Here is a 19,147-nt window from a genome sequence, read left to right on the forward strand (position 1 = left end):
TACAAAGTCAGCCGCTCTGAGCGGGTATAGTTTAGTGGCAAAACGAAAGCTTCCCAAGCTTTAGTTGAGGGTTCGATTCCCTCTACCCGCTCCACTCAGATTCTCATTGCGCGTCAGCTATCTTGATGCGCAGTGCATGAAAAAACCGGTCCTTTGAGGCCGGTTTTTTTATGGCCGCGATTTAAGGTACGTCAGCCGCACGCCGCACAAACCTGTACAAATCAGTATTTTTGTACAACCATCCTTCAACCCATCGTCGAATGATCAACTGACCCGCAGTGAGGTGAATCATGAACGTGCACATGCTGACTGAATCCGCGGTAAAAGGAGAGGTTCGTGAGCTGGAGCTACTGTCGCTGGAGGGTGGCTTCTACATCGCGCGGGTCAGGCTGGATCGCGGCGTGGTGACGTTGCTGGGCGATGATGCCAAGCCGCTGCGTATCGGCTCCACCACGCATTTGCGCGACCTGTTGCAACGGGTCCCGCCGTTTCCCTGCGTGCTGGTGCAGCAGTGCGCGCACGATGAAATGTGCGGCGTTCGAGAAGGGCCGATCGGCGCGCTGCGCATTCCGTTTACGCTGGCCTCGTCCCTTTAAGGTGCGCGGCGTTTTTTGGCTCCCCTCCCCCTTGGTATGGGCGGCCTGGGAAGGCAAGCCTGGGCACTGCGCGAAATGACTTACGCGGCGCGGTCCACGCGGTCCTGCGCCGCTTCCACCAGCATCAGCCCCAACTCGATCATTTGCTGGATAGCCAGGGCCAGGTAGCGCTGCTGGGAAGGCAGGGTTTCGGCGAACTCATTGGTCATGGCTCCGGCGCCGGCGATGGTTTCGTAGGCGTTGGCGAGCAATGCTTCGGTGTTGGCTTCGGGACGGACGCTGAACAGTTTTACGGATGGATTACATGAGTCATTACACATCTGTTGATCCTCGGTAAGGACCGCCACCCGAAGGGTTAGGGTGGCAGCTGTACGCAGGTTAGTAGACCGGGGAAATTCATCCGAAAAAACCGGCGCGCCCGAAGACGCCCTACGTACAACTACCATAAGTACAGGCATGAAAGTGCCTGACGATAAGGACAGCCGTACGCCGGATAAATTTTCAACGGGCTACTAAACCCGACCGCTGATGGGCAGCGGCAGACGAACCTTAAAGAGGTCGCCCAAGGCGCACAACTCGGACGATTCTGATCGTTGTGTAGGCAATGCCGCAAGGTTCAACACCGCTCTTGTGCCGCCCGCTTCTGCTGCAAATTTTGGCAACAGGAAATCTCCTAAGAACGTTTGAAACCGAATTACTCCCACCGCATTCTCCCAAGATGCTGATATCCGTAAAGCCAAAAAATAGCTAAGGAGGCCTGATCATGACCCAAGCATTGACGACATTTGATATGGCAGAGCTGCTTGACAGCGACGAGGCCATCAGCGAATACCTCTCCCAGATGCTGGCCGAAGGCGACAATGAAGAATTTCTTCGCGCCATCGACTATGTGGCTAAAGCCCGAGGAATGACAAAAGTTGCCGCCGATGCCGGCATGGGTCGTGAGAGCCTTTACAAAGCGTTTGCTCCAGGCGCAAAACCGCGCTTTGACACCGTACTCAAAGTACTCCACTCCTTAGGTATCGACCTGTTTGCCCGGGCTGGACATATTGCCGGCCACTCAATCGTTTGAGCGTTTCCCCGCATCCCTCACCAGCACTTCAAGCATCCGACGAAACCGGGGCTGGTGACGATTCCTCATCCAAAGAAGGACCTGCTGGACAAGACAGCCAAGAGCATTTTGAAACAGGCTCTGTTGAGTTAACCGTCCGAGGAGGACAACAGACATGCTTTACCCGATTGCAATTTCAACCGGCGACGAAGACCACGCATGGGGCGTGGAGGTGCCGGATATTCCGGGCTGCTATTCTGCCGGCGACGACCTGGACGACGCCATGGCGATGGCCCGCGAAGCCATCGAGGGACACTTCGAGCTTCTCGCGGAAGACGGTGCGCCGATTCCCAGCGCGCAAAAGGTCACCTTGCATGCCGCCAACCCCCAGTACGCAGGCTGCACGTGGGCCGTGGTGGACATCGATGTCACCAAGTACCTGGGCAAGGCACAGAAGCTCAATATCACCCTGCCTGGGTATCTGCTCAATCGCATCGATGAATATGTATTGCACCATCCTGAAGAAAAAAGCCGTTCGGGATTTCTGGCGTCGGCAGCGCTGAAGGTGCTTCAGCAGGAACACTGATTAAGCCAATCCCTACAAGTATGAGAAAATTAGCCTATCAGTATGGGAAACACCTGGCAGCCAAAGGACAAAACCAGAATGCTCCCGAAGGTACAAAAAACATCGACACGCACGCTCAGAAAAGTCGTGGGGTTCGTGCTGATCATCCCACTGCTTCTCCCACTGATGCGGATGCCCTTCGGCCTGGGCCGCTATGCAGCGATAGCCGCCGTCGCGGGATCCCTCTATGGTGCCTGGTACGCGTGGCGGCATGCCAGCCGAGGCCTGGCAATCGGCGCGACCATCATGGCGCTGCTCAATTTGGGCTCGCTGGTCGCAATGGGGACGGCCTCCATAGCCTGGTTTGTCTTCAATATCGCCTGGGTATATGGGTCGAATAACTGGCCCCACTGGCGCTTCTAACGGTCGTGGAATTTCACCGCAAGAAACAGCTTTTACGCCAGGTTCGTACGTTGGATAGTGGCACCGCACCTTCTTCAAGGACTAAGCCCATGCCCTACGAATACACGCTCATGCCCTCCCCGGTCGGCCAACTCACCCTGGTGGCGCGCAATGGAAAACTCGGCGCCATCCTGTGGGAAACAGAGCGCGCCAACCGTGTGCGCCTGGGTGAATTGCGCGAGGCCAAGGGCAACCCGGTGCTGGTGGAAACCGAACGCCAGTTGCAAGAGTATTTTGCCGGTAGCCGTGACCGTTTCGAGCTGGAATTGGACTTCACCGGCACCGCGTTCCAGAAACAAGTCTGGCAAGCGTTGCTGACGATTCCCTTTGGCGAAACCCGCAGCTACAGCCAGATTGCCCGACAGATCGGCAACCCGACTGCGGTACGCGCAGTGGGCGCAGCCAATGGGCGCAACCCGATCTCGATCATTGCGCCGTGTCACCGTGTCATCGGCGCATCGGGTGGGCTGACGGGGTTCGCCGGGGGCCTGGCAGCCAAGCAGTATCTGCTGGCGCTCGAAGGCTTCGGTCAGGCCGAACTGGCCTTTTAAGTCGGTAGGCGATGTAGAGCGCTGTCGTGGGGGTAAATGTAAAAAGAAATTTCAAAGAGTCCCTGCGGTCCATTATTTCATCACCCCTTCAAGAGGAAAAACGGTCATGAAATTCTCCGCAGTCTCCCAATCCCTGTCCCGCTGGGCCGGCAGCCCACGCACGTTCTACGCGGCGGTGGCGTTGATCCTTGCGTGGAGCTTGAGCGGGCCTTATTTCCACTACAACGATACCTGGCAATTGATCATCAACACCTCGACTACCATCATCACGTTTCTGATGGTCTTCCTGATCCAGAATACGCAGAACCGCGACAATGACATCCTGCACATCAAGATCGACGAGCTATTGCGGGTGTCCAAGGATGCGCAAAATGCCGTGCTCAGCCTGGATGGCCTGGACCGCAAGGAACTGGAAAAACTGCGCCAGGAATACCGCGCCATCGGCAAAGCCGGCACTGTGAACCTCAACAGCAGTTGTGGGCCTGCCGCAGACGATGCCGCGCCGACTAAAACCGATTTGAACCAGGCATAAAAAAACGGCGGTTGGAGCTGATCCAACCGCCGTTTTTCATTTCGATACAGTGTTAACCGTCGCCTTGATGACCTTTGCCGTAGGTCGAGGCCAATGCGCGGGCTTTCTGAAGACGCTCTTCCAACTTCGGAAGCGTCTCGTCCACCAGGGCCTTTATTTCCGGCACACTCGACGCGGCGCCTTCCTGCTTGAACAGGGCGATGGCGTCTTCGTTTTCCTTCACCTGCTGCGCGGTGTAGGCCGCGTCAAAGGAGTCGCCGTCCTTGAGTTCGGGCATCAGGGTTTCGGCTTTATCGACGATCTTCTCCCGCGGTGCCACGGGCAGGTCGAGCTTCTTGGCGATGGCTGCCAGATGCTGGTTGGCCAGGGTCCGCTCGTTGATCACCTCGATGGTGTAGTCCTTGATCTCCTGGGACGAGGTTTTGGCGTGGGCCATGCGACTGGTTTCGATATCGGCCATGCCTTTGGCCGAAGCCTGCTCGATGAATTCAGCGGGCGACTGGGCGAAAGCACTGCTGGCGCCGAGGCCCAGCAGCATCGCGAAACTGGCGGTGCGTAACCGGATAGCCATGCGGCTCATGATGGGTTCCTCCAGGCTGAAAATAAGGGCGGGAGAGCACACCCCGCCCACAATTGGAATTTTCAGGGCGGCAAAGGTTTAGAAAAAACTTGTTGGTACGACGAACGGTCGTCTTCGACGAACGGAGTAAACCGTTGACACGGTGAGCCTGTAGTATGTTGCACTACATACCACTACATCGAGTCTGTTATGTCTGTCATGTCCCTACGTATACCGGAAGATGTCGCTGACACGCTTGCCAGTCTCGCCAAGGCCACCGGGCGCAGCAAATCTTTTCTCGCCGTTGATGCCTTACGCGAATACCTAACGCGCGAAGCGTGGCAAATTGAGGAAATTCAAAAAGCATTAAAAGAAGCTGATTCGGGTGATTTCGCGACAGATGCCGAGGTAAAAGCTGTCGCTGATAAATGGCGCAACAATGCAGGTTGAGTGGCTGAGGGCAGCCCTCAGGAACCTTGATGATGAAGCGGCTTATATTGCCGAAGAAAATCCCAAAGCAGCTCACGAATTTGTCCAGGCAATTTTGACTGGGCTTGAACACATTGCTGAGTTTCCCGCGCTGGGAAAAGAGGGGCGCGTGCCTGGAATTCGCGAGTGGGTTGTGCCTCGATGGCCCTATATCGTGCCATATCGCATCAGAGATGGGCGATTGCAGGTAATGCGGATTTTCCATACTCGGCGCCAGCCACCCGCATCCTGGTAGTGAATATTCAGTCCTGTAACCCTCCCTGCACCCGCCCGATCAACCACTGCAACCCCGCATCTCCACCCCGCCGCGCATGCCAGGCCAGTTCGAACGCAAACGACGGGATATGAAACGGCGGCGGTACCGCCATCAATTGCCTGTGATCGATATTGAGCAAACCTCGGGACGAGACGGTGAGGATCAGGTCGGTACCCTGAATCAACTGCGGCGCCACGCTCCAATGCGGCAGACTGACCGCCACATGCCGCCGTTCACGAATCGCCGTCAACGCCCGCTCGATTTCCGGTGTGCCGCTGCCGCGCATTTCCAGCAATACATGGGGGCGTGAAAGGTAAGTCGGCAGGTCCAGCGTGCCACTTGCCGGCAGGCTGTTGCGGTCCACCAGGCAGGTGTAGTGCTCTTCGAACAACGGCGTCGTGCGTAATTCGGCGGGCAGGTCGGGGAAGACACCCGCCGCCAGGTCGAGGTCGCCATTGAGCACCCCATCAATCATGCCTTCACGGCTGGCCTGGATGATTTGCAGATCGATACCTGGCGCTTCACTGCGCAAAGTACGCACAAGGTCGGGTAGGAAAATCGCCGCACTGTAGTCAGACATCGCCACACGAAATTTACGCTTGGCTGAAGCAGGGTCAAAGCGATTCGGCGCCAGCAGGGCCTGCACCTGAGCCAAGGCCTCAGCCAGTGGCGTAGCCAATTCCAGTGCACGAACGGTTGGCACCAGGCTACCGCCCTGACGCACCAACAGCGGATCGCCAAGCAGGTCACGCAAACGCGCCAGGGCGTGGCTCACCGCCGGCTGGCTCAGGTGCAGGCGCTCGGCGGCGCGAGTGACGTGTTGTTCGCTGAGCAAGGCGTCGAGGATCACCAGCAAGTTAAGGTCGATGCGACGCAGATCATTCATCGGCTGCATGCCCGGCATAATAATTTGGAATTTAAATTTGCGCGACGAATAGCCTAGAGTCCAGCAAAACTTCTGGGAGATCTGACATGACGACGTTGCATTGGGTAGGTTTGCTGGCGCTGGCGGCCATCGCCGGGGCGGTGGTTCCGTTTCAGAGCGCGATCAACGCCAACCTCGGGCGCGGGCTCGGCCATCCGTTATGGGCCACCCTCGCTTCGCTGCTGGTGAGCATCATCGTATTGCTGCCGGTGATCCTGGCGCTGCGCTTACCGTTGCCGAGCCTGGCGTTTATCACCCAGGCACCGCTGTGGATGTGGGCGGGGGGCGCGTTTGGCGTGTGCTTTATTTCTCTGGCGTTAATGTTGCTGCCAAAGCTGGGCGCATCGGGATTTATCGCCCTGGCCATGGCCGGGCAGATCCTGGCGTCGCTGGTGCTGGATCACTTCGGCCTGTTCGGACTGGCTGAGCGCCAACTCACAACGCCCCGGGTGCTGGGGGCGTTGTTGTTAATCGGCGGGGTGGTGTTGATTCAGTTCAGCGCCACGCCCGCCCGCGCATTGGCAACCGCTGGCTGATCAGCCCTTGTCCAGAGTGCGCAGCTTCTGCGGCAGCCCCCACAGCAGGAGCGCCGCGGCCAGCAGCGCGCACACACCGATCACGTACAGCGCCGGCGTGGTGCTGCCGGTGAGGTCCCTGATCCGCCCCACCATCACCGGGCTGACAATGCCACCAAATTGACCGAGGGTATTGATCACCGCAATACCGCCGGCCGCGCCTGCCCCCGCGCCGGCCAACAACTTGGGTGGCAGGGTCCAGAAGGTCGGGATCGAGGCAATGATGCCGGCGCCCAACATGCCCAATGCGATGATCAGGAAGGTGGTGTGGTCGGCAAAGATCCCGGCGCTGAAGAACCCCAGCGCACCGAGCACCACCAGGCCGCAGACAAACTTGCGACGCTCGCCGGTGGCGTCCGACAGCCGCCCGATCACGACCATCATGATCGCGCCGCACACATAGGGAATCGCCGTGAGCAGGCCAATCATCACCGGGCTCTGGGTGCCGGCGCTACGGATCAATTGCGGCGCCCAGAAATTGAGCCCGTACGACGCCACCTGGATCAGGAAGTAGATAAAGCCCAGCATCAGAAAGCCAGGAATGCGGATCGCCGACAACAGCGAGCCACCATGCTGGTTCGGCTCATGCTTGGCGATACGGCTCGCCAACAAGGTCTTCTCCGCCGGGCTCAGCCACTGGGCGTCTTCGATGCGGTCCTTGAGCAACGTCAACACCAGAAAGCCCAGGCCCACGCACGGCAAGCCGCCGAGCAGGAACAGCCAGTGCCAGCCACGCATCTGCAGCACGCCATCAAGGTGTTCCAGCACCAACCCCGAAAACGGCGCGCCCACCAGCCCGGCAAAGGCCGACGCGAGGAACAGCATCGACGTGATCCGCCCACGGAAGTGTTGCGGGAACCACAACGTCAGGTAATACAACACGCCGGGCGCGAAACCCGCTTCCATCGCACCGATGATGAAACGCAGCACATAAAACTGCCATTCGGCCGTGACAAACACCATGGCCGCCGTCGCCAGGCCCCACGACATCATGATCCGCGCGATCCAGCGCCGGGCGCCGACCTTGTAGAGCATCATGTTGCTCGGCACTTCGAAGATGACATAGCCCACCACAAACAACCCGGCACCCAGGCCATAGGCGGTATCGCTCAGGCTCAGGTCCGCTTGCAGCTGGAACTTGGCGAAGCTGATGTTGATCCGGTCAAAAAACGCAAACAGGTAGCACACCATGATCAGCGGCATCAGGCGCCAGGCGACCTTGCTGACCAGGGCTTTTTCGGCAGTGATCTCAGCAGCCGGGCGCATGCCGGCCTCCAACGTATTAGTGCTCATGGTTTCTCTCCAGCGGACTGCTCACAGGGCGTCCGATTGTTTTTGTTGTCTGGCAGGGCGTTACAGCGTGGCGATAGAACCTGCTATGTGGCCCGGTGGTGGGTGCAGGTCACAATTGCGCCCGGCCTTGGCCACCTGGCCCGGCAGTTCATGACCCAGCAGGGCCGGCAAGCGGCGGGACATTTGCAGCAAGTGCGGCAGGTCGATACCGGTGTGGATGCCAACCTCGTCACACAGGTTGACCAAATCCTCGGTGCAGATATTGCCCGACGCCCCTGGCGCAAACGGGCAGCCGCCCAAGCCGCCAAGCGCCGCGTCAAACCGGCGGGCCCCGGCTTCGTAAGCGGCCAGCACATTGCACAACCCGAGGCCGCGGGTATTGTGGAAATGCAGGGTCAGGTCATTGGCGGATACGCGCTCCAGCACACGCTTGACCAGGCGCTCCACCTGACGCGGATTGGCCATGCCCGTGGTGTCGGCCAGGCTGATGCCCTGGATGCCAAGTTGCTGATACGCCTCGACAATGTGCAGCACACGGTCTTCATCGATCTTGCCTTCGAACGGGCAACCGAACGTGGTGGCGATGCTGCCGTTGAGGCGCACCGGATGGTCGGCGGCGAAGCGTGTGATATCGGCGAACGCGGCCAACGAGGCCTCGCAGCGCATGCGCATATTGGCCAGGTTATGCGTCTGGCTGGCGGACATCACCAGGTTCAACTCATCGGCGCGGGACTCGATGGCACGCTGCGCGCCCTTGAGGTTGGGGATCAACGCCACATAGATCACACCGGCTTTGCGCTCAATGCCATGGAACACCTGCTCGCCATCGCGCAACGCCGGGATGGCCTTGGGCGATACAAATGAACCGGCTTCGATCCGCGAAAAACCCGCCAGGGATAACTGGTCGATCAAGGCAATCTTGTCAGCCGTTTCGACCCAGGTCGGCTCGATTTGCAGGCCGTCGCGCGGGGACACTTCCTGCACGATCAGCGGGTCGCCATAGTCGGTGCTCATTGCACCACTCCCGAGGTTTTCAGGCGTTGAATATCGGCAGCCGTAAGGCCAAGGTCGCCAAGGATGTCATCCGTGTGCTGGCCCAGGCTCGGGCCCTGCCAGTTCACACCGCCGGGGGTGTCCGAGAGTTTGGGCACAATGCCGGGCATCTTCACCGACACCCCGCCGGGCAACTGGGCATTGAGCAACATATCGCGCGCCTGGTAATGCGGGTCGCTGACGATATCGGCCACCGAGTAGATACGCCCGGCCGGCACTTGCGCCGCTTCCAGGGCACTGAGCACCTGATCGATGGGCAAGCTGCTGGTCCAGTGGGTAATGGCGGCATCGAGCAAACCGCTTTGGGCGGCGCGGCCATCGTTGTGGGCGAATTCGGGGGCGTCGGCCAGGTCGACACGGCCGATGGCGGTCATCAGGCGTTTGTAGATCGGGTCGCTGTTGCCGGCGATCACCACGTAGGCGCCGTCGGCGGTCAGGTAGGTATTGGACGGTGCAATGCCGGGCAAGGCGCCGCCGCTGCGTTCACGCACATGGCCGAGCATGTCGTATTCCGGCACCAGGCTTTCCATCAGGTTGAACACGCTTTCGGCCAGCGACACATCCACAACCTGCCCATCGCCCTGACCGGTCTTGACGCGCAACAGTGACATCAACGCGCCGATCACGCCGTGCAGCGAAGCGAGCGAATCACCCAGGCTCACGCCGACCCGCGCCGGCGGCGAATCCGGGTGGCCGGTGGTGTAGCGAATGCCGCCCATGGCCTCGCCGATGGCACCGAAGCCCGGACGGTCGCGATACGGGCCGGTCTGACCGTAGCCCGAGATGCGTACCAGAGTCAGCTTGGGGTTGAGCGCGTGCAACACGTCCCAGCCCAGGCCGAGTTTTTCCAGGCCGCCGGGGCGCAGGTTTTCGATGAGCACATCGGTGTCACCCAGCAGTTGCTTGATCAGCTCCAGGCCTTGAGGTGACTTGAGGTCCAGCGCCAGCGACTTCTTGTTGCGCGACTGCAGGTACCACCACAACGACGTGCCTTCGTGCAGCTTTCGCCATTTGCGAAGCGGATCGCCCTGCCCCATGGCTTCGATCTTGATCACCTCGGCGCCGAAGTCGGCCATCAGCCGGGCGGCGAACGGCGCGGCAATCAGCGTGCCGATCTCGATCACCTTGATACCGCTCAGGGGAGCCGTCATGGGGTGTACCTCTTATTCTTGGAATGTACGGCCAAGGCTAGAGGACAGCCGCCCAGGAAATCCAACCGTCAGTTGGCAAGGAGCGTTCGCGAAACGCGAACGATCAAGGAATAGTCTGTCAGACCAGGCTGTCGGGCCGCTCTAGAACAGGCGCGGCCATTCTGAGGTAATCGAACAGCAATCGACTGACGGGCGACAGCATCGCTTCATCGCGCACCACCAGGATCAAGCTGCGATCTGACCAGGCATCCGTCAGGGGCACGGCATGCAACCCCAGCGCGCGACCAAACAACTCATACGCCTTATGCGGCAGGATCCCGATGCCCATATGGGCCTGGACCATCCGGCACATGGCATCGAACCCCGGCACATGAATACGCAGGCGCAGCATCCTGCCGGCCTCGCGCGCGGCGGCGTGGGTGCGCATATTAATGGAGCTGGCGGCGTGCAGGCCGACGTAATCGCTGCCCAGGGTTTCGGCAAAAGCCAGGCTTTCGCGCGCCGCCAGCGGGTGATCCGCCGGCATCAGCACCACCAGTTTGTCATGGCGATAGGTCACGCCGGGCAGGCCTTTGGTGTCGGTGTCACTGGAGCAGATCCCGAGGTCCGCCACGCCATCCAGAACGCCCTGCACCACGCCATTGCTGGGGCGCTCCTCCAGATCGGTTTTCACCTCGGGATGCAACTCGGAAAAATCCCGCAGGTCCTCGGGAAGAAACTGAATGATCGCCGACAGATTCGCCAGCATCCGCACATACCCGCGCACGCCGTGGCTGTGCTCGCCCAGCTCCAACCCCATCTTCTCGACGTTGAACAGCATCTGCCGCGCGTGGTGCAGCAAGGTTTCGCCGGCGGCCGTCAGGTCCATGCCCTTGGCCCGGCGCACGAACAGGCTCACGCCCAGCACCTGCTCAAGTTCCATCAGGCGCTTGCTGGCAGCCGACACGGCAATCGCCTCACGGTTGGCGGCTCGCGTCAGCGTGCCCTCCTCGAACACCGCAACGAACAGCTGCAGCGTGATCAGGTCCAGGCGGCGCACCAGGCTCTTGTGCAGCATCAGCGACGCTCGTTGGCCAAGCGATTGATCTGAGCCTGCTCCACCACCGGCTGCGGCGCGCCTTGGCTTGCAGCCTGCAACATTGCTCGCCCAACCGTCTCGGTGCTCACCACCCAATCGGGTCTGATCCTTCGCACACCCGACAACAACGGCCCAAGCACCGTATAAAAAACCTGATACAGCGGCGTCTTCGAGCGCGCGCCATGCAGCGGCTGGATCACTCCTGGCCGAAACACATACACCGCTTTGAACGGCAGTCGCAGCAAGGCGTTTTCAGTCTTGCCCTTAACCCGTGCCCACATCGACTTGCCCGCCTCGGAACTGTCGGTGCCCGCCCCGGAGACATACACAAACGTCATCTGCGGGTTGAGCCGCGCCAGGGTGCTGGCGGCAACCAGGGTGAGGTCATAAGTGAGGTGGGTGTACCGGGCTTCATTCATCCCCGCCGACGAGACACCGAGGCAGAAGAAACACGCATCAAACCCTTGCAGCAGGTTTTCCAGCGGTTGGAAGTCCAGCATGTCGCTGTGCAACACCTGGTGCAGCTTGCCGTGCTCCTGGGTCAACGGCGTGCGGCCGACAGCGACAACTTCCTGGACGTCGGCAGCCAGCAGGCACTCGCGCAGCACGCCTTGGCCGACCATGCCGGTGGCGCCGAATAACAGGACTCTCATCAAGTACTCCCTTGAACAACTGGTTTTGACTATCCGAGAGACAGGTCTTGAAAGGCGATCGTCACATTCGGCGCGTACATAAGCACCTTACTCAATCCTGTGGGGCAAGACCTTAACAAATTGCCCGACGGTCCTGGGGTTGGCTCGTCACATCAGAATAGATTTCCCTCGGTCCATTACACTAATCATAGGCAATTCGCCCATCTAAAATCGTAGGAAGTTACCCACACCAAGACATCCATTCGGAGTACATCCGATCAGAAAAGTCTGACTTAACCTGCCAAAAAAATCCCGTTACTGTCTTCCGTCCACCCCAAGGACGAAAGAAATGAAAAATGACCAGGCAACGAATAAATTCGCCAACCATAAAAGAATAATTGAGATTGCCGATCACGACTGGCAGTTAGCCAAGGCAGGGCGTATATGTGAATTGAACGTAACGGTCAAAAACAACAACTGCCTTATCGACCAGTATGGCCGTGAGTTCCATCATTTCCGCACCACATCCTATCTCGGACTTGACTATCACCATAACATCCTGGAAGGCGCCATCCAGGGAATAGCAGAAGCCAAGACGCTTAGAATTGCCAATTCAAAAAACCGATGCAAACTTGAAATGCTGGAGCAATATGAAACAGCGTTATCATCGCTCTTCAACTCGATCTGCCTAACTACTTTATCCTGCAGTTCAGCCAGTTCTGGATTACTGCCTCTACTCGCTAGCGGCGCATTCACTAAAAACACACCGCCGACAATGGTATTCGACAAAAACTCCCACTACTCAATGAACCACCTTAAGGCCACGTGCGCAGACGAAACCGAAGTAATAACCGCCCCTCACAATGACATGTCCTTTATTGAGGGTTTATGTAAAAAACGCAAACAAGTTGCTTACATCGCTGATGGCATCTACAGCATGGGCGGGAAAGCGGATATTGATAACCTGCTCTATCTCAAAGCGCGATACGGACTGTTTCTTTATTTGGACGACTCTCACGCGCTGTCTGCATTTGGAGAGAAAGGCAGAGGGTTCATCCGGCCACATTTTCAAACATTAGACGATCAAACATTAATTGTTGCTTCGCTCGGCAAATCATTCGGTGCCAGCGGAGGGTTAGTGATGTTTGGCAGTGAAAAACAAAAAACCCTAATGTATCGATATGGCGGACCAAGCAACTGGTCTCAAAGTTTAAACTCCGCAGCTATCGGGGCGGGCTTGGCCTCTATAAAAATTCACCAGACAACAGAGCTCTCCATGCTTCAGGAAAAGCTCCTCACCAACATCAAATTATTTGACAGCCTCATCTGTACAGAGCAACAAGGCACGAACACGGCGATCCGACTAATAACTTGTGGCGACGGGAAAAAAGCAAATACAGTTGCTGCACAGCTCGCCGACAGCGGCTTCTTCACTTCCGCCGTATTTTTTCCTGTTGTGCCCAGAGAAAAAGCGGCAATCCGAATAACGCTCAGAGCAGACATGACCCCTGAAATATTACTTTCATTTTGTTCGAGACTCATGAGTTTAATCGAAGAAAACAAAATCAGCAGCTAACCTTCTCACGCCCCGACAATCAAGAGCATCAATCGATACAGTTTATTCAAATATAGGGTGCTCAATGATTATTTCGGAACTGACTTCTGATGGACGCTGCTCTTGAAAAATACAACGCTCACCCTCGCCTGCTGTGCCGCCTTTCTCGTCCAAGTGGGCATCAGCAGCTATCTACCTGCCGTCCCTGTCATCGCCCACTCGCTCGCCGCCGCCGAAGATCACGTTGCGCTGGCCTTGGCGTTCTACCTGATTGGCATGGCATTACCGATGTTGTTATGTGGCAGTCTGGGCGAACGTTTTGGGCGTAAGCCCGTACTGTTGGCGGCGCTCGCGGTGTATGCGCTGGCGAGTGCGGCAATTCCATCGGCGCTGGGCGTTGAAGCCTTCCTGTCATTACGGCTGATTCAAGGTTTTGGCGCAGGCGGTGTTTCGGTCATGGCGCGGGTACTGGTGCGGGACAGTTTCAGCGGTGCATTGTTGGCCAAGGGTTTGTCGTGGCTGGGAATGACCTTTGTGATCGCCTTGGGTATCGGCCAATTCATAGGTTCGTTATTGCAGGTGGTGTTCGGCTGGAAGTCGATTTTTTACGGGTTGGCGATTGGGGCCATCATGTTGATGGGCGTGTTACAACGGCTGGAATTTTCCACGTGGACAAAGGCGGATTCGTCGGTTTGCGCCTGGCGCATCTACGCCGCGATCGCGCGGCATCCGCCATTTCTGTATGCGGCATTGGCTGGCGGCCTGGGTTATGGGGTGATCATTGCGTTTAACACCTGCGCGCCAATGATTCTGCAAGGGCGGTTCGAGTGGAGCGCCGCGCAGTATGGCTGGCTGGGCTGGCCAATCAGCGCGGCGTATCTGGCGGGGGCGTTGATGGTCAATCGCTTCGTTGCTCGCGCGGGACGGTTGAGGATGATGGGCTGGGGCGTGTCACTGGTACTGACGGGGACAGCCGCGATGTTGCTGGGCAGTGTATTTACTGGTGGGCTCGCCATCTTGCTGTGGTTGCCGTATTGCCTGGCAGTGTTGGGTCAGTCAATGAGCTACCCGATCAGCTTGTCATTGGCCAACGATACGTCACCCGTAAACGGTGCTTACGCCATGGCGTTAAGTGGCTTCATGCACCAACTCCTGGCGGCGTTGATTGGCGCAATGGCGAGCCTACTGGTGAGTCATCAGGCATGGCCGATGGCAGTTCTATGCATGGCGTTGGCGGGCGCGGCATGCGTATGCGTCGCCCGCTGTCGGGAGGGTCAGAACGCGTTGCGAAAGATCTCCTCGATCTGACGTTGATCCGCCCGGCGTGGGTTGGTCAGCCCGCACGCATCCTTCAGCGCATTGGTTGCCAGCAGTGGAATGTCTTGCAACTTGGCGCCCAACTCGCGCAACCCGGCGGGAATCTCAACGTCATGGGCCAGGCTGCGAATGGCCGCGATGGCCGCCTGGGCGCCCTCTTCGTCAGTGTTGCCCTTGATGTCGGCGCCCAGCGCGCGGCCCACATCGCTCAGGCGCTTGGCGCTGACGCTGGCGTTGAAGCTTTGCACGTGGGGCAGCAACACTGCGTTGCACACGCCGTGGGGCAGGTCATAAAAACCACCCAGTTGGTGCGCCATGGCGTGCACGAACCCCAGGGACGCATTGTTGAAGGCCATCCCGGCAAGAAATTGCGCATAGGCCATGTTCTCCCGTGCAGCCTTGTCGCTGCCGTCGCAAACGGCCAGGCGCAGGTTGGCGCTGATCAGTTCGATGGCCTTGATTGCGCAGGCATCGGTGATCGGTGTGGCGGCGGTGGATACGTAGGCTTCGATGGCATGGGTCAGCGCGTCCATGCCGGTGGCGGCAGTGAGGCCCTTGGGCATGCCCACCATCAGGCTCGGGTCGTTGACCGACAGCAGCGGCGTGACGTTGCGGTCGACAATAGCCATTTTCACGTGGCGGCTTTCGTCGGTGATGATGCAGAAACGGGTCATCTCGCTGGCGGTGCCGGCAGTGGTGTTGATGGCCACCAGCGGCAATTGCGGTTTGCTCGATTGGTCGACGCCTTCATAATCGCCGATATGCCCGCCGTTGGTGGCGCACAGGGCGATGCCCTTGGCGCAGTCGTGGGGCGAACCGCCGCCCAGGGACACCACGAAGTCACAGTCGCTCTGCTGCAACAGCGCCAGGCCTTTCTCGACGTTGTCCACATTGGGGTTGGGTTTGGCGCCGTCGTAGATCACCGAGTCGATGTCCTGCATCGCCAGTTTCTCGGCAATCATGCTCGCTACACCGGCCTTGGCCAGGCCGGTGTCGGTGACGATCAGCGCCCTGCGAAAACCGTAGTTACGAATAGCGATCATGGCTTCGTCGAGGCAATCGGTGCCCATGATGTTCACGGTGGGAATGAAAAAGGTGCTGCTCATGGCGAATCCTCAGAGGCGTTATGCCCACAGGATCAACCGGTGACGCGTGCGGCATCTTGATCAGGATCAACGCCTGGCCGTGATAAAGTCACCGCTCAGCCGATTTCGAGTAGAACCGCACCAATGAAGGATTTCCAGGATATTGACGCCCACCTTGAAGACTGGAGCGCAGTGCGCTCGATCCTCGACTTCAACGGGATTCTGATCGGCAACGGCGCCAGCCGCACGATTTGGGAAGACTTTGCCTACGACTCACTGTTCGAAAACGCACGCACCGTCGAAGAAAAACCCCTGAGCCAATCCGAGCTCAGCGTGTTCGACGCCTTGCAAACCCGCAGTTTCGAACAAGCGCTGGGCGCGCTGAAGACCACCAGCCGGGTCAACAAGGCCCTGGCAGTCAGTTCGGCGGCGCCGCGCAATCGCTACTACGCAATCAAGGAAGCCCTGATCAACACCATCCACGCCGTGCACATCCCGTGGCGCCTGGTGCAGCCCTCGACCTTGGCGACAATCAGCAGCGAACTGATGAGTTACCCCACGGTGTTCACCAGCAACTACGACCTGCTCAACTACTGGGCGATCCTGCACACGCCGGGCATCGATGACCTGTTCCGCAGCGCCGACGCCAGCTTTGACCTGCGCGACACTCGCACAAGCGCCACACGCATTCTCTACCTGCACGGCGGCCTGCACCTGGTGCGTAGCCTCGACGGCACCGCGCGCAAATTGCCGACCACCGACAGCACCTTGCTCAGCAGTTTTGCGATCAACAACACCCTCAAGACCCTGGACGATGTGCCGTTGTTTGTCAGCGAGGGCAAGGTTGAGGAAAAACTCAAGACCATCCGCAGTTCGGATTATCTGTCGTTCTGCTATGAACAGCTGCTGAGCCACAAAGGCGCGCTGTGCATCTTCGGTCATGATCTGGGACCGCAGGACGCACACTTGGTGGATGCGATTCGCCAGGCCCGGCCGTCGACCCTGGCGATTTCGGTGTCGGGGCGCAGCGACGGGTTTATTCGCCAGCAGAAGCGGCGGTATTCGGAGTTGTTTGATGGAACAGGTACCGAGTTGAGGTTCTACGCGGCACGCACGCACGCGCTGGGTAATTCTGCACTGTCAGTACCTGTCGAACGCTGATCGTCTGAACTAAGAAGATCAAATGTGGGAGCTGGCTTGCCTGTGATAGCCATCGGTATCTAAGGACGCAGAAACATCTGTAGTGAGCGGGCTTGCCCCGCGCTGGGCTGCGAAGCGGCCCCAATAAAGCCACCGCGGAGTCCAGATAGAACCAGGTCGCCTGGTTTGGGGCCGCTTCGCAGCCCAGCGCGGGGCAAGCCCGCTCACTACAGGGAGATTTGTCAGCCTTGTGTAGATATCACAAGCCAGCTCTCAGGTCAGGTAACCATCGGCGCGCAGCAGGGTTTCCAGGCAATGCTCGGTGATGTGGTAGAACGCCTTCAGCTCCTGGATTTTCTCCAGCAACTGCGCGTTGCCCAAAGGCTCGGCGCGCTTGACCGCGAGGATCATCTTGTTTTTGTTGGTGTGTTCCAGCGAGATGAACTCAAACACCTTGGTCTCGTAACCGCAGGCTTCGAGGAACAACGCGCGCAGGCTGTCAGTGACCATCTCCGCCTGCTGGCCCAGGTGCAGGCCGTATTGCAGCATCGGCTTGAGCAGCACCGGGCTCTGGATCTGCAGGCGGATCTGCTTGTGGCAGCACGGCGAGCACATGATGATCGACGCACCGGAGCGGATGCCGGTGTGAATCGCATAGTCGGTAGCAATGTCACAGGCATGCAGGGCGATCATCACGTCCAGCTCGCTTGGCGCCACGCTGCGCACATCGCCGCATTTGAACACCAGCCCCGGATGTTCCAGGCGGGCGGCGGCGGTGTTGCACAGGGTCACCATGTCTTCGCGCAATTCAACACCGGTCACTTCGGCTTCGGCCTTGAGGGTGTTGCGCAGGTAGTCGTGGATGGCGAACGTCAGGTAACCCTTGCCCGAGCCAAAGTCGGCCACGCGCACGGGCTGATCCAGCTTCAAGGGTGAAGAAGTCAGCGCATGGCTGAACACTTCGATGAACTTGTTGATCTGCTTCCACTTGCGCGACATCGACGGGATCAGCGCCTGCCTGGCATCGGTCACGCCCAGGTCGGCAAGGAACGGCCGGCTCAGGTCGAGAAACCGATGCTTCTCGCGGTTATGCTCGGCCGAAGGCGCTTCGCGCAGTTGCTGCGGCTTACTTTTGAACAGCGAGCTTTTGTTCTTCTTGCCGTATTCGAGCTGGGCTTCGTCGGTCAGCGACAGCAAGTGCGCGTTCTTGAACTGAGCCGGCAGCAGTTCGGCAATCGCCGCCACGCCTTCTGCCACAGGAAAATTCTTGGTGATGTCGCGGGTCTTGTAGCGATAGACGAAGGACAGGCATGGCTGCTCCTTGACCGTCACAGGCTTGATGATCAGCCGCTGCAACTCGGCCTCGGTACCGACGTACTTGGCCAGCACCAGTTTGATGAAGGCGTTCTGCACGAGGCTTGCGCTCAGCAGTTCGATGAACTGGGCGTGATGATCCGGTTGAGCGGTGACAGACATGAACAAAAACGCCTCGGGCAGGGAATGCCGGGCATTTTAGGGGGGATGGGGGTTTTGGGCACGGGGTTATTTGATCAACGGTCGATCAGATGGCTGACACAGAACCCAATGTGGAATCGTCGCACCGCCGCTCCCACATTTTATTCGAGTACGACCAGGCGATTGGGCAGTTCATTACGCGCCTGCGTCACTGGCACATGCACCTTCAACAACTCGCCGCAGGCTTCAATGCAACTGATAAACCCGGCCAGCGTCTGCCCCTGTTTCACCTGCTGGGTAAACGCCTTGACGATCGCATCCCAGCAGCTGTCATCCAGGCGCGTGGAGATGCCGTTATCCACCAGAATCTCCACATACCGCTCAGCCTCGCTGACAAAAATCAGCACCCCGGTACTGCCCACGGTGTGGTGCAGGTTCTGCTCCAGGAACTGCCGCCGCGCCAGGTTGGATGCGCGCCAGTGGCGCACCGAACGGGGGATCAACCGCGTGGTGACCTTGGGCAAGCGGAACACCAGGCACAACACAATGAACGTCGCCCATTGCGCCAGCAGCAAGGTGTACATGGTCAGGTAACCCGACAAGTAATGCACCACACCCGGCACCACCAACGCGATCAGGCTGGCCCATAACAGCGGGATGTAGGCGTAGTCATCCGCGCGGGCGGCCAATACGGTCACCAGTTCCGCGTCGGTGGTTTTTTCCACGCGGGCGATCGCTTCGGCGACTTGGCGCTGCTCGTGTTCAGTCAGTAATGCCATGGTTGTAGTTGCTCTCTGATTATTGTCATCACCACCCGCCCGAAGCCC

The 19,147-nt window shown here is 58.7% G+C and carries 23 protein-coding genes, 1 tRNA gene and 1 pseudogene; 14 read left to right on the plus strand and 11 right to left on the minus strand.

What is annotated here, in order from left to right:
* The first annotated feature begins 20 nt into the window (after positions 1-20).
* Positions 21-94: transfer RNA gene (locus tag H0Z09_RS21315), tRNA-Gly, on the plus strand.
* Between the two features lie 196 nt (positions 95-290).
* Entirely contained in the window at positions 291-596 is a 306-nt protein-coding gene (locus H0Z09_RS21320) for a DUF6482 family protein (protein ID WP_186693253.1), read from the plus strand.
* An 80-nt stretch (positions 597-676) separates the two neighbouring features.
* Here the strand turns inward: H0Z09_RS21320 and H0Z09_RS21325 are convergent, their stop codons facing one another.
* Complete coding sequence (locus tag H0Z09_RS21325) at positions 677-916, minus strand: DUF6124 family protein (RefSeq protein ID WP_076950179.1); 240 nt, start codon at positions 914-916, stop codon at positions 677-679.
* A gap of 443 nt (positions 917-1,359) precedes the next feature.
* Here H0Z09_RS21325 and H0Z09_RS21330 point away from each other — a divergent pair, with 443 nt between their 5' ends.
* The 6 genes and pseudogenes from H0Z09_RS21330 (at position 1,360) to H0Z09_RS21355 (ending at position 3,757) form a co-directional block, all read left to right on the plus strand.
* Positions 1,360-1,668, plus strand: a complete 309-nt coding sequence (locus tag H0Z09_RS21330) for an addiction module antidote protein (protein WP_186693254.1) — start codon at positions 1,360-1,362, stop codon at positions 1,666-1,668.
* A gap of 18 nt (positions 1,669-1,686) precedes the next feature.
* Positions 1,687-1,800, plus strand: a pseudogene (locus H0Z09_RS21335) (type II toxin-antitoxin system HicA family toxin); the annotation flags it as partial.
* 22 nt (positions 1,801-1,822) lie between these two features.
* On the plus strand, positions 1,823-2,233 hold the full coding sequence (locus tag H0Z09_RS21340) for a type II toxin-antitoxin system HicB family antitoxin (protein WP_186693255.1): 411 nt from the start codon (positions 1,823-1,825) through the stop codon (positions 2,231-2,233).
* Positions 2,234-2,311: 78 nt separating this feature from the next.
* Positions 2,312-2,635, plus strand: a complete 324-nt coding sequence (locus H0Z09_RS21345; RefSeq protein WP_186693256.1) for a hypothetical protein — start codon at positions 2,312-2,314, stop codon at positions 2,633-2,635.
* Positions 2,636-2,724: 89 nt separating this feature from the next.
* Positions 2,725-3,225: a methylated-DNA--[protein]-cysteine S-methyltransferase gene (locus H0Z09_RS21350; protein ID WP_186693257.1), complete on the plus strand. Its 501-nt coding sequence runs from the start codon at positions 2,725-2,727 to the stop codon at positions 3,223-3,225.
* Between the two features lie 106 nt (positions 3,226-3,331).
* Positions 3,332-3,757: a low affinity iron permease family protein gene (locus tag H0Z09_RS21355; protein ID WP_076950173.1), complete on the plus strand. Its 426-nt coding sequence runs from the start codon at positions 3,332-3,334 to the stop codon at positions 3,755-3,757.
* Positions 3,758-3,809: 52 nt separating this feature from the next.
* Here H0Z09_RS21355 and H0Z09_RS21360 read toward each other — a convergent pair whose 3' ends face one another.
* Entirely contained in the window at positions 3,810-4,337 is a 528-nt protein-coding gene (locus tag H0Z09_RS21360; protein ID WP_076950172.1) for a DUF4142 domain-containing protein, read from the minus strand.
* A gap of 189 nt (positions 4,338-4,526) precedes the next feature.
* On the opposite strand from H0Z09_RS21360, the gene H0Z09_RS21365 reads away from it, so the two are divergent.
* Together H0Z09_RS21365 and H0Z09_RS21370 are read left to right on the plus strand one after the other, a co-directional pair.
* Complete coding sequence (locus H0Z09_RS21365; protein ID WP_186693259.1) at positions 4,527-4,766, plus strand: ribbon-helix-helix protein, CopG family; 240 nt, start codon at positions 4,527-4,529, stop codon at positions 4,764-4,766.
* Positions 4,756-5,040: a type II toxin-antitoxin system RelE/ParE family toxin gene (locus H0Z09_RS21370; RefSeq protein WP_186693261.1), complete on the plus strand. Its 285-nt coding sequence runs from the start codon at positions 4,756-4,758 to the stop codon at positions 5,038-5,040. Before H0Z09_RS21365 ends, H0Z09_RS21370 begins: the two co-directional genes overlap by 11 nt.
* 7 nt (positions 5,041-5,047) lie before the next feature.
* Here H0Z09_RS21370 and H0Z09_RS21375 read toward each other — a convergent pair whose 3' ends face one another.
* Positions 5,048-5,965 (minus strand): LysR family transcriptional regulator, encoded by a 918-nt coding sequence (locus H0Z09_RS21375; RefSeq protein WP_186693263.1) that lies wholly within the window; start codon positions 5,963-5,965, stop codon positions 5,048-5,050.
* Between the two features lie 68 nt (positions 5,966-6,033).
* On the opposite strand from H0Z09_RS21375, the gene H0Z09_RS21380 reads away from it, so the two are divergent.
* Positions 6,034-6,522: a DMT family transporter gene (locus H0Z09_RS21380; RefSeq protein ID WP_186693265.1), complete on the plus strand. Its 489-nt coding sequence runs from the start codon at positions 6,034-6,036 to the stop codon at positions 6,520-6,522.
* On the opposite strand, the gene H0Z09_RS21385 is transcribed toward H0Z09_RS21380, so the two are convergent.
* From H0Z09_RS21385 to H0Z09_RS21405, 5 genes are all read right to left on the minus strand, one after another.
* The gene (locus H0Z09_RS21385; RefSeq protein WP_186693267.1) at positions 6,523-7,854 is read right to left on the minus strand and encodes an MFS transporter; all 1,332 of its coding nucleotides are present in this window, start codon (positions 7,852-7,854) and stop codon (positions 6,523-6,525) included.
* A 60-nt stretch (positions 7,855-7,914) separates the two neighbouring features.
* Positions 7,915-8,868, minus strand: coding sequence for a hydroxymethylglutaryl-CoA lyase (locus H0Z09_RS21390; RefSeq protein WP_186693269.1), 954 nt, complete (start codon positions 8,866-8,868; stop codon positions 7,915-7,917).
* A complete protein-coding gene (locus H0Z09_RS21395; RefSeq protein ID WP_186693271.1) occupies positions 8,865-10,058 on the minus strand; it encodes a CaiB/BaiF CoA-transferase family protein in 1,194 nt (397 codons plus the stop codon). Before H0Z09_RS21395 ends, H0Z09_RS21390 begins: the two co-directional genes overlap by 4 nt.
* Before the next feature lie 118 nt (positions 10,059-10,176).
* The gene (locus H0Z09_RS21400) at positions 10,177-11,115 is read right to left on the minus strand and encodes a LysR family transcriptional regulator (protein WP_076950163.1); all 939 of its coding nucleotides are present in this window, start codon (positions 11,113-11,115) and stop codon (positions 10,177-10,179) included.
* Positions 11,115-11,789, minus strand: a complete 675-nt coding sequence (locus H0Z09_RS21405) for an NAD(P)H-binding protein (RefSeq protein ID WP_186693273.1) — start codon at positions 11,787-11,789, stop codon at positions 11,115-11,117. Before H0Z09_RS21405 ends, H0Z09_RS21400 begins: the two co-directional genes overlap by 1 nt.
* 328 nt (positions 11,790-12,117) lie before the next feature.
* Here H0Z09_RS21405 and H0Z09_RS21410 point away from each other — a divergent pair, with 328 nt between their 5' ends.
* Together H0Z09_RS21410 and H0Z09_RS21415 are read left to right on the plus strand one after the other, a co-directional pair.
* Positions 12,118-13,344, plus strand: coding sequence for an aminotransferase class I/II-fold pyridoxal phosphate-dependent enzyme (locus H0Z09_RS21410; protein WP_186693275.1), 1,227 nt, complete (start codon positions 12,118-12,120; stop codon positions 13,342-13,344).
* A gap of 102 nt (positions 13,345-13,446) precedes the next feature.
* Positions 13,447-14,631, plus strand: coding sequence for an MFS transporter (locus H0Z09_RS21415; RefSeq protein ID WP_186693277.1), 1,185 nt, complete (start codon positions 13,447-13,449; stop codon positions 14,629-14,631).
* Here H0Z09_RS21415 and yiaY read toward each other — a convergent pair.
* Complete coding sequence (yiaY, locus tag H0Z09_RS21420; RefSeq protein WP_186693280.1) at positions 14,598-15,746, minus strand: L-threonine dehydrogenase; 1,149 nt, start codon at positions 15,744-15,746, stop codon at positions 14,598-14,600. The two genes, H0Z09_RS21415 and yiaY, sit on opposite strands and share 34 nt — an antisense overlap.
* A 123-nt stretch (positions 15,747-15,869) precedes the next feature.
* Here yiaY and H0Z09_RS21425 point away from each other — a divergent pair, with 123 nt between their 5' ends.
* Positions 15,870-16,886: a DUF4917 family protein gene (locus tag H0Z09_RS21425; protein WP_186693282.1), complete on the plus strand. Its 1,017-nt coding sequence runs from the start codon at positions 15,870-15,872 to the stop codon at positions 16,884-16,886.
* Between the two features lie 252 nt (positions 16,887-17,138).
* Here the strand turns inward: H0Z09_RS21425 and H0Z09_RS21430 are convergent, their stop codons facing one another.
* Together H0Z09_RS21430 and H0Z09_RS21435 are read right to left on the minus strand one after the other, a co-directional pair.
* Positions 17,139-18,341, minus strand: coding sequence for an SAM-dependent methyltransferase (locus H0Z09_RS21430; protein WP_186693284.1), 1,203 nt, complete (start codon positions 18,339-18,341; stop codon positions 17,139-17,141).
* A gap of 140 nt (positions 18,342-18,481) precedes the next feature.
* Entirely contained in the window at positions 18,482-19,099 is a 618-nt protein-coding gene (locus tag H0Z09_RS21435) for a TPM domain-containing protein (RefSeq protein WP_186693286.1), read from the minus strand.
* Between the last annotated feature and the right edge of the window lie 48 nt (positions 19,100-19,147).

The sequence above is a fragment of the Pseudomonas sp. SWRI18 genome, from assembly GCF_014268345.1.
GTDB classification, from domain to species: domain Bacteria; phylum Pseudomonadota; class Gammaproteobacteria; order Pseudomonadales; family Pseudomonadaceae; genus Aquipseudomonas; species Aquipseudomonas cedrina.

Bases quoted from the DNA above. Each gene is read 5' to 3' on its own strand.
- H0Z09_RS21320 (WP_186693253.1), top strand. From the start codon at position 291: ATGAACGTGCACATGCTGACTGAATCCGCGGTAAAAGGAGAGGTTCGT.
- H0Z09_RS21325 (WP_076950179.1), bottom strand. From the start codon at position 916: ATGTGTAATGACTCATGTAATCCATCCGTAAAACTGTTCAGCGTCCGT.
- H0Z09_RS21330 (WP_186693254.1), top strand. From the start codon at position 1,360: ATGACCCAAGCATTGACGACATTTGATATGGCAGAGCTGCTTGACAGC.
- H0Z09_RS21340 (WP_186693255.1), top strand. From the start codon at position 1,823: ATGCTTTACCCGATTGCAATTTCAACCGGCGACGAAGACCACGCATGG.
- H0Z09_RS21345 (WP_186693256.1), top strand. From the start codon at position 2,312: ATGCTCCCGAAGGTACAAAAAACATCGACACGCACGCTCAGAAAAGTC.
- H0Z09_RS21350 (WP_186693257.1), top strand. From the start codon at position 2,725: ATGCCCTACGAATACACGCTCATGCCCTCCCCGGTCGGCCAACTCACC.
- H0Z09_RS21355 (WP_076950173.1), top strand. From the start codon at position 3,332: ATGAAATTCTCCGCAGTCTCCCAATCCCTGTCCCGCTGGGCCGGCAGC.
- H0Z09_RS21360 (WP_076950172.1), bottom strand. From the start codon at position 4,337: ATGAGCCGCATGGCTATCCGGTTACGCACCGCCAGTTTCGCGATGCTG.
- H0Z09_RS21365 (WP_186693259.1), top strand. From the start codon at position 4,527: ATGTCTGTCATGTCCCTACGTATACCGGAAGATGTCGCTGACACGCTT.
- H0Z09_RS21370 (WP_186693261.1), top strand. From the start codon at position 4,756: ATGCAGGTTGAGTGGCTGAGGGCAGCCCTCAGGAACCTTGATGATGAA.
- H0Z09_RS21375 (WP_186693263.1), bottom strand. From the start codon at position 5,965: ATGCCGGGCATGCAGCCGATGAATGATCTGCGTCGCATCGACCTTAAC.
- H0Z09_RS21380 (WP_186693265.1), top strand. From the start codon at position 6,034: ATGACGACGTTGCATTGGGTAGGTTTGCTGGCGCTGGCGGCCATCGCC.
- H0Z09_RS21385 (WP_186693267.1), bottom strand. From the start codon at position 7,854: ATGAGCACTAATACGTTGGAGGCCGGCATGCGCCCGGCTGCTGAGATC.
- H0Z09_RS21390 (WP_186693269.1), bottom strand. From the start codon at position 8,868: ATGAGCACCGACTATGGCGACCCGCTGATCGTGCAGGAAGTGTCCCCG.
- H0Z09_RS21395 (WP_186693271.1), bottom strand. From the start codon at position 10,058: ATGACGGCTCCCCTGAGCGGTATCAAGGTGATCGAGATCGGCACGCTG.
- H0Z09_RS21400 (WP_076950163.1), bottom strand. From the start codon at position 11,115: ATGCTGCACAAGAGCCTGGTGCGCCGCCTGGACCTGATCACGCTGCAG.
- H0Z09_RS21405 (WP_186693273.1), bottom strand. From the start codon at position 11,789: ATGAGAGTCCTGTTATTCGGCGCCACCGGCATGGTCGGCCAAGGCGTG.
- H0Z09_RS21410 (WP_186693275.1), top strand. From the start codon at position 12,118: ATGAAAAATGACCAGGCAACGAATAAATTCGCCAACCATAAAAGAATA.
- yiaY (WP_186693280.1), bottom strand. From the start codon at position 15,746: ATGAGCAGCACCTTTTTCATTCCCACCGTGAACATCATGGGCACCGAT.
- H0Z09_RS21425 (WP_186693282.1), top strand. From the start codon at position 15,870: ATGAAGGATTTCCAGGATATTGACGCCCACCTTGAAGACTGGAGCGCA.
- H0Z09_RS21430 (WP_186693284.1), bottom strand. From the start codon at position 18,341: ATGTCTGTCACCGCTCAACCGGATCATCACGCCCAGTTCATCGAACTG.
- H0Z09_RS21435 (WP_186693286.1), bottom strand. From the start codon at position 19,099: ATGGCATTACTGACTGAACACGAGCAGCGCCAAGTCGCCGAAGCGATC.